This is a genomic window from Dolichospermum sp. UHCC 0259 (assembly GCF_009711935.1).
Taxonomy (GTDB): domain Bacteria; phylum Cyanobacteriota; class Cyanobacteriia; order Cyanobacteriales; family Nostocaceae; genus Dolichospermum.
This window is the reverse complement of sequence record NZ_VIKX01000007.1, coordinates 55685-64860: the sequence shown is the minus strand read 5'-3', so window position 1 is coordinate 64860 and position 9176 is coordinate 55685. Positions and strand designations below refer to the sequence as shown.

Here is a 9176-nt window from a genome sequence, read left to right as displayed (position 1 = left end):
TACTGTAGAAGGAATTAATAATAAACTCAAATTAATCAAAAGACTTGGATATGGATTTCGTAACTTTAGTAATTTTAGATTACGTAGTTTATTAAACTGGCACTTTAGTATTAATTCTCCATAAAAGGGACGCAAGAGCCAAAGTTTCTTGGTTGAAGCTATAGAAAAAGCTTATCCTGATGCTCGCAAGTTAGCAATTAAAGAAGGTAAATTTGCCAAATTTGGGGTGCGGATACCGGAAGAAAGTGAATATCCTATCACCTTTCCTTTTTCGATTGAGCAAATTTTAAATGAGGACTTCTACGGATTGTAAATGACAGGGGAAGTTTCATCTCACAAAAGTAAGGTGGGAATTACCCACCACAAATTATTAAACTTGAATTACACCTTAAACTTAGCAGTAATCCGCTTCATGGCTTCTTCCACATTTTCCCGACTATTAAAGGCAGAAATGCGGAAATAACCCTCACCCGCAGCACCAAAACCAGAACCGGGAGTTCCCACAACATTCACAGTTTCTAATAACTTATCGAAAAATTCCCAACTGGATAAACCATGAGGAGTTTGCACCCATACATAAGGTGCATTTACGCCACCATAAACCTTGAAACCTGCATTTGTGAGTTCTTCACGGATGATTTTAGCATTTTCTAAATAGAAGTTTATCAAAGCTTTGATTTGTGATTGTCCTGCTTCTGAATAAACTGCTTCTGCACCGCGTTGAATAATATAAGAAACGCCGTTAAATTTGGTAGACTGACGACGATTCCAGAGTTTCCAAAGTTCGACATTAGTACCGTCAGCAGCTTTAGCTGTGAGGGTTTTGGGAACAACGGTTAAAGCGCAACGAGTTCCGGTAAACCCGGCATTTTTGGAGAAAGAACGAAATTCAATAGCACAATCCCTCGCACCTTCGATTTCAAAAATAGAATGAGGTAAGGTAGGATCAGTAATAAATGCTTCGTAAGCAGCATCAAAAAAGATAATTGAACCGTTAGCTTTGGCATAATTTACCCATGCTTGCAAATGTTCTTTCGTTGCAGTTGCACCTGTGGGATTATTAGGAAAGCAAAGATAAATTAAATCAACTTTTTGGCTGGGAATTTCCGCAGTAAAGTTGTTTTCTGCGGTGACAGGTAAATAAACTAAACCACCATATTCACCTTTTTCGTTAGCATCTCCCGTGTTACCCGCCATGACGTTGGTATCTACGTAAACGGGGTATACGGGGTCTGTAACGGCGATGATGTTATTTTTGCCAAAAATATCGAGAATATTGCCAGAATCGCATTTAGAACCGTCGGAAATGAAGATTTCATCGGCTTCTATGGCTGCACCTCTAGCTTGAAAGTCGTGGGTGGCTATTTTCTCCCTTAACCAAGCATAACCCTGTTCTGGTCCATATCCTTTAAAAGATGAGCGATCGCCCATATCTTCGACAGCTTTAATCATGGCTGTGCGACAAGCTTCTGGTAAGGGTTCAGTGACATCACCAATCCCCAAGCGAATGATTTTAGCATCAGGGTTAGCTTGGGCGAAAGCATTTACCCGTCGCGCAATTTCTGGAAACAGATAACCAGCTTTGAGTTTCAGGTAGTTGTCGTTAATTGTAGCCATAGTAAATTTTGAGAAAAAAGACAATCATACACTATTTTACTTTGAGTAATGTCTGATAGAGCAATTTTCCCGTAAGTTAAGTTATAATTATTTGAGAAAATTCCCATATTTGAGAAACTATGAGTCTCATTAATGAAGCTACTAAACAACGAATTATCCAAGAGATTTTAGAAGCTAGAAAAAATCGTCCTCAGTTTCTAGTCGCTATGCAAGAACGCCAAAAGCAAGGTTTAAAAATCGCTCAACAATGTGCCAAAATATTGAAAGAAAGATTTGGTGCAGAAAAAGTTGTTTTATTCGGTTCTTTATTAGATTATCAACAAATGAGTTGGCGTTCTGATATTGATTTAGCTGTTTGGGGTTTACCAGAAAAAGATTATTTTAAAGCGTGGGCTGCTATAGATGAAGGACATCCTTTTGAAATTGATCTAGTAGAAGTTCAAAATGCCAGACATTATATTGTAAAAGCAATTTATCAAGGAATAAAGCTATAATTGGATTAAGGAAAAAAAATTGCTGAAGAACTAATCAAGCTTGAAGAATTGGTGAATAGAGTTAATGGATTATTATTAATTCAGCAAAATGATGATCCTAAATCAGGGTTTTTATTGTCTGAATCAGGATTTCCAGGATTAGATGATTTTCAGGATTTTTATTTGAAGGTTAATCAATAATACTAATATGATCTGATCATAAATAATAATTAAAAAACTTCATCCTGTACATCCTTAAATCTTGAAAATCCTGATTCTGACAAATAATAAATTAATAACTTTTTACCAATCCCCAATCACCTAATTTACAACTTGGCTACCATGACTGCGAGGATCATCTTGATTACTATCTGTGGCGACTCGTGCGGAAAATTGCGAGGTTTTACCATTACCTTGAATGTGGGGAAGGGTTGAACCGGTAATTAAAGCTTCTAAATTACTAGCCATAATAGTGCGGGGAATATCACCAATGGTTTCGGCAATGGTTTCCCCTTGTTTACCTAAAAATACAAAGTGAGGAATGCCGTCTACCCGATATTTGAGCATTTCTGGCAACCATTTGGTATTATCAACATTCAACATGACAAAATTCAGGTTGTTATTGTACTTTTCTCTGAGTTTGGCCATGTCGGGTGTCATTTTCTGGCAAACTGTACACCAATCGGCGTAGAACTCGACGAGAGAAGGCTTTCCATTGCTAACAGCTACTTCTAAGGGAATAGCAGTTTTACCCAATTCCGCCAGGGAAACTGAGGTAGAATCAGTTTTAAGTCCTAAGAAGAGGGCAACTCCCAAAGCGATCGCTACAATGGCAATTAAGAAGTTTTTGATGCGGTTACTAGAATTTGCAGGGGCTTCGGTACTCATAATCAATTTATTAAGACTTATTAACTTAGTTCATTTTACTGTTTTCTCACATAATGAAAAAAAGAGTTACCCTGACTTTTCCTAAACGGGCGATTCAAATGCCTGTTACTTACCGACTAGCAAAGGATTTTAATGTCGCTGCGAATATTATCCGCGCCCAAGTTGCCCCGAATCAAATTGGTAAACTGGTGGTAGAATTATTGGGAGACATTGATCAGTTGGATGCAGCAATTGAGTGGATGCGATCGCAAAATATTCATGTTTCCCTGGGTTTAGGTGAGATTGTCATTGATGAGGATGTATGCGTTCACTGCGGTTTATGTACGGGAGTTTGTCCCACTGAAGCCCTAGCTATTAATCCAGAGACATATAAACTCACCTTTGTGCGATCGCGCTGCATAGTCTGTGAACAATGTATTCCTACCTGTCCCGTACAAGCTATTTCCACTAATCTTTAAACAGCAATTAAGTATTAGTTCAAGTTGCTAATTATTTAAATAAAGGTGTTATTTTTTTCTCACGCAGAGGCGCAGAGGCGCAAAGAGTAAGAGTTTGAGAAATAGAATGTTTGAGTTTCATACCTCTATTCTGCACCACTAATAATTCCTAGTTTTATCCTGTTCATCCTTTAATCCTGGACATCCTGATTCAGACAATGTTCATCCTTTAATTCTGGACATCCTAACTCTGACAATGAAAATCTCCTCAGCAACATCAATCAAAACCCTCGGTGAAACTGCACACCAAGCAATTGAAAACCATTTTACAAAAACCATAAAATGGGAAAAAGCAGTTAAAAAAGACGAAGATCCAGAAGCAGTACATCAAATGCGAGTGGGAATGCGACGCTTACGAACTGCTGTGAGTAGATTTGAGAGATATTTATTTTTACCAAAATCAGTCAGTGATAAAAATATTGGTAAACTTGCGAGAATTTTAGGTAGTCTCCGAGATTTAGATGTCCTTGCAGAAATTTTGGAAAAGAATTACAAACCGCATTTACTTGAAAAAGAACAAAAATCTCTAGAAACAGCTTTTACAGAATTGCATAAACAACGAGAAATTGCTGTTTATCATGTTCAGAAAACATTTAAAGATGAAACTTATAAATCTTTTAAAAATGAAGCTGAAAATTGGTTAAAAAATCCTAGTTATCGAAATTTCTCATCTGTACCAATTTCTCATGTACTACCAGATTTACTCTCACCAGAAGTTAGTGAATTTTGCTTACATCCAGGATGGCTAATTGGCACTAAAATTGTCGAATCAGAAATAGTAGTCCAAACAAAATGGACACCCAACCAATTAGAAGAACATCTGAAAACAGAAGGTAAAACTCTGCATAGTTTGCGAAAACAAGCCAAACGTCTCCGCTACCAAATGGAATTATTTACTGAATTATATGGTGAGTCTTTTACTGCACATATTCATGATATTAAAAATATTCAAGAAATCTTGGGAATGATCCAAGATAATATGGTTTTACATGAGTGGTTAGAGAATATCTTCAAATCAGAACTGGATACTCAATTACGTGGGTTAACGACCCTATTAGCCGCTAATCGTTATCAATTGTGGCAAGAATGGCAACCACTACAACAACGTTATTTACAGACAGATACTAGATATAATTTGCATTTGGTAGTATTACAACCGACGTTGGAAAGTGTTAAACAAGAAGAAAGAGATTAATTTATGGTGTGTCTAAATATATGAAACCTCTAGTAATGAGATAACTGATTTAAGCCAAGTTTGATGAGAGTTTCTGATAACCATTCTTCTGCTTCATTATAAGTAAAGCCTTGATGATCAGACCTGGCAAATTGATCCATATGTTCACAATAAATACTATAAGGATTGGAATCTATGTCAACCCTCCAGTAAGGTTGATTTAAGTGAGGTTTTTTCCCCCAAATAGTCCAAATATAACTAACAGTTGGTAATATTTGGCTTTTAACAAGTAGAGGAACTTTTTTACTTTTATTCATAATTTTATTGATAATTACGGCTTATACTTAGTATATACTACTCACTTTAAATTAAATGATTGTTTTTCTTTGATACATATTCTTTTTTAGTATAATCCATTTGTAAACGGATGCTTGACAGTATCATTTAATCTATATCATAAATTTTCTCAATGCTTTGCTTAAAGTCATTTAATGAAGCTTATCTATGTGAATCTGAAGAACTGGAAGCTAGGGACAATATTTTTAGCAAGTATAAGTATGCCTTGGCTCATATAGGTGTAGATTTCTATCAAGAGGATGTTCAAGAAGCACTTCTCAATCGTATTGAAGGTTTTGAAGATGCTATCCGTGCGACAATAGCGTATTGGTACTGGTTAAAAGAAAACTCTCGACCTTTTTACTCTAATGCTTGTATCATTCAAGCGATGAATGAGGGTTGGGATTCTCGTTATTGGAAGGATTCATACCTAGACAACCCCAACTTTAAAAATCCCTGTAATATATTTTGGGAAGAAGCGGGTAAAGTATGGGGATTTGATGTCAGAAATCAACTTATTGCTGATGTAAACTCCAATGATAACGGTTATGAATATGTAATGTTCCGAAATGGTAAAACTATCTCACTTTTGACTGCTAGACGACTGGAGTGGGAAAGATTGAAGGAATATGCATTAGAAAAATACTAATCAAGTTAAGTGCGATCAAAGCAATGTTAAATCAGCTTGGAATTGAAGATCATGAAATTTAACACCGGGATTATTATGACTCAATTTGTATATCCAGCCATGCTGACTGCTGATGAAAAAGATGGTGGATTTGTGGTGACATTTCGGGATTTACCAGAAGCAATTACTCAAGGTAATTCCTGGGAAGAAGCACTTCATGAAGCTGCTGATTGTTTAGAAGAAGCGATGCCTTCGGCGAGCGCAGCTAACGCTCTTCGGATTGATGATAAGCTAGAAATCCCCCAACCATCACAACCCAAAAATCAAGAATATTTAGTAGCCGTACCAGCGCAGACAGCAATAAAAGCCGCACTATATCTAGCAATGCGTGAAAAAGGTATTAGCAAAGTCCAGCTTGCGTCTACTCTCAATATCCATGAAAAGGAAGTAAGACGTATCCTAGATCCCCACCACGCCACAAAATTATCTACAATGGAACGGACTCTAGCGGTACTCGGACAACGAATTGAATTACAAATCACCACAAAATAGAATATATTCACAATACATTCGCCATTTTTTGTAGGTTGGGTTGACGCAAGGAAACCCAACAAATGCGTTGGATTTTGTCCCATTGCTGTGCGTTCACGCAGTGTCCCGCAGGGATACATAAACGTTCCACAAACCAACCTACGAATCAAGGTTTTTTCAATTTGGCTAATTCCACCAATCCCCAATTCTTATGAGTGATAATATTAATCCTGCGGATTTTCCTGAATCAGATGTAGCAAATAACAGCCAGGCATTGACTTTACAACGCGGTGGTGAAGAGTTAATGCTGGAAAAAACGCCATATCGTTTTACTATCCGTCCCAATGCTAATTTCCCTCATGAAAAATTAACACAAATTCCTGGTAGCGTATGGCGGCGGAGTATTCCTCAAGCAAAACTAGAATTATATACGGTTTTTCCTAATCAGCTAGATGCAGTCATGTCTCAACTCCGTGCTGATGAAAATGTAGATTTTGTGAGTCATGTTTATACATTGGAAAATAATCCTGGGACTTTTGTTTATCTCAGTGACCAAATTACAATTCAATTTGCTACTTGGGTAGATAATACTAAAATTAATACTATTGCCAGTACATTGAATTTAGTTCAAGATCAACCAGTAGTTGGCATCCCAAATACCTTTGTTTTTCTTGTTAGTAAACAAGCTACACAAAATCCCATTAAAATTACTAATTATTTACAAACATTGCCAGAAGTTTTAGCGGCTGAACCAAATATTATCATTCAACAAGAACCCCATTATAAACCCAAAGATTCTCTTTATTCCCAGCAATGGTATCTCAATCATAATAGTAGTAATCAATTGGTAGCTGGTTCGCATATTTCCGTAGAACAGGCTTGGGATACGACTCGTGGTGTGCGTTCTATAGTGGTGGCTGTAGTAGATGATTCCTTTGATTTAAAACATCCCGATTTTCAAGGTAGTGGTAAAATTGTTGCTCCCAGAGATTTAAAAGAAAATGACTTTTTACCCTTACCAGGAGAAAAAGAAACCAGTCATGGAACTGCTTGTGCAGGATTAGCTGTAGCTGAAGAAAATGGTTCAGGAATTGTGGGAGTTGCGCCTGGATGTGCAATGATGCCAATTCGCACTACTGGTTTTTTAGATGATCAATCAATTGAGGATGTTTTTGATTGGGCGGTAGAAAAAGGCGCAAGTGTAATTTCCTGTAGTTGGGGAGCTTCTGCTGTTTATTTTCCCCTTTCTATTCGGCAAAAAGCGGCTATTAACAGGGCTGCTATCAATGGACGCAAGGGAAAAGGATGTGTGATTGTTTTCGCGGCTGGAAATGCTAATCGTCCGATTAATGGGACTATAAATGAACAGAATTGGCCGAAAAATATTGTCAAAGGTAAGACAAATTGGTTAAGCGGTTTTGCCGTTCATCCTGATGTGATTACTGTATCTGCATCTACTAGCTTGAATAAAAAGGCTGCTTATAGTAACTGGGGAGGTAATGTTTCTGTTTGCGCTCCTAGTAATAATGCTCCTCCAGGAATGTGGTTTCAAGAAACTGGTTTTGTTTATACACAACCGGCAATTGTTTCTTCTCTTTTTGGATTGGGAGTGTTGACAACAGATCAAATAGGTTCGGCTGGTTATGATGCGGGCAATTTTACTAAAAACTTTGGCGGTACTTCTAGTGCTACTCCCATTGTGGCAGGAGTAGCGGCTTTGGTATTATCAGCTAATCCTAATTTAACGGCTCAACAAGTTAAACGGATTCTGCAAGATACGGCTGATAAAATTGTGGATAATAACCCTGATCTTCAGTTGGGTGTGCGGGGGGGAACTTATGATAGTAATGGTCATAGTCAATGGTTTGGTTATGGCAAAGTTAATGCTGCTAGGGCTGTGAGACTAGCGCAGCAGATGGGTGTGGTTGCCAAAATTACGAACAAACAAATTCAGGTCAGAAATTCTCAAGTTGTGAATATTCCTGATAATAATAGACAGGGAATTAAAAGTGCGATCGCTATTAATGAATCTGTCAATGTCACGGATATCCAAGTCACAGTGAATATTACCCATGATTTTTTAGGAGATTTAGAAGTTTATTTAATTGCTCCTAATAATCAGCGAATTTTATTACAAAGTCGCACATTAGGTCGTCGTAATCAATTACAAAATACTTACACATTGCGATCGCATCCTGCCCTAAAACAATTACTTTCTTTACCCGCAAAAGGTAACTGGCAATTACAAGTTATTGACTACGCTGCCCTAGATGTGGGCAAACTTAATAACTGGGAATTGGTAATTGGACACGGAAAATAATTGATAAAATAATCCGGTTCAGCTAAGGGTTTTTTAGACCTGACAGGTAAAGAAATTTCAATGGTTTCCACTCCTGATGATTTTCTTAACTGAACTGTATTGATTTATATAGCGGTATGCACTTAAAGATGTGCATCATAGTCCCCTCTCCCTTGCGGGGGTTGGGGTTCTTCTATCTCACTAAATCGAGAACCGCTATAACAAAATTCATAAATCACGAGTAAAAAAAGAGGATTAAATTTTAATTACCATCTATCCTTCATTTACCCAGATATACATATCCTTATTTGGGTCGTTCTTTGATATCAGAGCAGCACATTCAGACGGTAGCATACCCTTTGCTGTTATCTGTAATCCTTTCATGCCAGTCCCCGGATAATACACATATTGCACGCATATTACCTTTTCCTCTCTCGCCGAAGTAGAATTAACACCAATTGCAGAAATTCCGAAAAATGAAATTAGAGCAACTGCAATTCCTGTAACCGCTTTATTTCGCTTATAATTCATGTTTTTCACTCTCTACTCAATGTAATATTTTGACAATTGTTATGACAATAGACATCTCTGTAAAAGAATCTGAAATCCTTATCCTGTACAGGAGAAAATCTAATTTATGGAGATATCTAATGCCTAAGTCTTAATTATACCAGCTATTATAACTAAATTAATTCGGAAATTCTGAAAATATGGAAAAATTTTAGATATTTAT

11 protein-coding genes and 1 pseudogene are annotated in these 9176 nt (G+C 37.1%); 8 read left to right on the top strand and 4 right to left on the bottom strand.

The genetic code is table 11. The annotated features are described in order from the left end of the window. Together FJR05_RS01185 and FJR05_RS01180 are read left to right on the top strand one after the other, a co-directional pair. On the top strand, window positions 1-124 hold a 124-nt coding region (locus FJR05_RS01185), incomplete at its 5' end, for a transposase (protein WP_168642427.1). A 15-nt stretch (window positions 125-139) separates the two neighbouring features. Further along, window positions 140-313: pseudogene (locus FJR05_RS01180) on the top strand (DUF29 family protein); the annotation flags it as partial. A 68-nt stretch (window positions 314-381) separates the two neighbouring features. Here FJR05_RS01180 and FJR05_RS01175 read toward each other — a convergent pair. Next, window positions 382-1617: an LL-diaminopimelate aminotransferase gene (locus FJR05_RS01175; protein ID WP_168642426.1), complete on the bottom strand. Its 1236-nt coding sequence runs from the start codon at window positions 1615-1617 to the stop codon at window positions 382-384. Window positions 1618-1736: 119 nt separating this feature from the next. Between FJR05_RS01175 and FJR05_RS01170 the strand changes: the two genes are divergently transcribed. Continuing rightward, complete coding sequence (locus FJR05_RS01170; protein WP_168642425.1) at window positions 1737-2111, top strand: nucleotidyltransferase family protein; 375 nt, start codon at window positions 1737-1739, stop codon at window positions 2109-2111. 300 nt (window positions 2112-2411) lie between these two features. Here the strand turns inward: FJR05_RS01170 and FJR05_RS01165 are convergent, their stop codons facing one another. Continuing rightward, window positions 2412-2978 carry a thioredoxin family protein gene (locus FJR05_RS01165; RefSeq protein ID WP_168642424.1) on the bottom strand — a complete coding sequence of 189 codons (567 nt, stop codon included), beginning with the start codon at window positions 2976-2978 and terminating at the stop codon, window positions 2412-2414. A gap of 53 nt (window positions 2979-3031) precedes the next feature. Here FJR05_RS01165 and FJR05_RS01160 point away from each other — a divergent pair, with 53 nt between their 5' ends. Both FJR05_RS01160 and FJR05_RS01155 read left to right on the top strand, forming a co-directional pair. Then, window positions 3032-3436, top strand: coding sequence for an NIL domain-containing protein (locus FJR05_RS01160; RefSeq protein WP_168642423.1), 405 nt, complete (start codon window positions 3032-3034; stop codon window positions 3434-3436). A gap of 235 nt (window positions 3437-3671) precedes the next feature. Continuing rightward, entirely contained in the window at window positions 3672-4670 is a 999-nt protein-coding gene (locus FJR05_RS01155) for a CHAD domain-containing protein (RefSeq protein ID WP_168642422.1), read from the top strand. 29 nt (window positions 4671-4699) lie between these two features. Here the strand turns inward: FJR05_RS01155 and FJR05_RS01150 are convergent, their stop codons facing one another. Then, the gene (locus tag FJR05_RS01150) at window positions 4700-4966 is read right to left on the bottom strand and encodes a hypothetical protein (RefSeq protein ID WP_168642421.1); all 267 of its coding nucleotides are present in this window, start codon (window positions 4964-4966) and stop codon (window positions 4700-4702) included. 152 nt (window positions 4967-5118) lie between these two features. On the opposite strand from FJR05_RS01150, the gene FJR05_RS01145 reads away from it, so the two are divergent. The 3 genes from FJR05_RS01145 to FJR05_RS01135 all read left to right on the top strand — a co-directional run bounded on the left by FJR05_RS01145 (window position 5119) and on the right by FJR05_RS01135 (window position 8464). After that, complete coding sequence (locus FJR05_RS01145) at window positions 5119-5634, top strand: hypothetical protein (RefSeq protein WP_168642420.1); 516 nt, start codon at window positions 5119-5121, stop codon at window positions 5632-5634. A gap of 75 nt (window positions 5635-5709) precedes the next feature. Next, a complete protein-coding gene (locus FJR05_RS01140) occupies window positions 5710-6165 on the top strand; it encodes a type II toxin-antitoxin system HicB family antitoxin (protein WP_168642419.1) in 456 nt (151 codons plus the stop codon). A gap of 190 nt (window positions 6166-6355) precedes the next feature. Next, window positions 6356-8464: a S8 family serine peptidase gene (locus tag FJR05_RS01135; RefSeq protein ID WP_168642418.1), complete on the top strand. Its 2109-nt coding sequence runs from the start codon at window positions 6356-6358 to the stop codon at window positions 8462-8464. Window positions 8465-8716: 252 nt separating this feature from the next. Here the strand turns inward: FJR05_RS01135 and FJR05_RS01130 are convergent, their stop codons facing one another. Continuing rightward, on the bottom strand, window positions 8717-8974 hold the full coding sequence (locus tag FJR05_RS01130; protein ID WP_168642417.1) for a hypothetical protein: 258 nt from the start codon (window positions 8972-8974) through the stop codon (window positions 8717-8719). Between the last annotated feature and the right edge of the window lie 202 nt (window positions 8975-9176).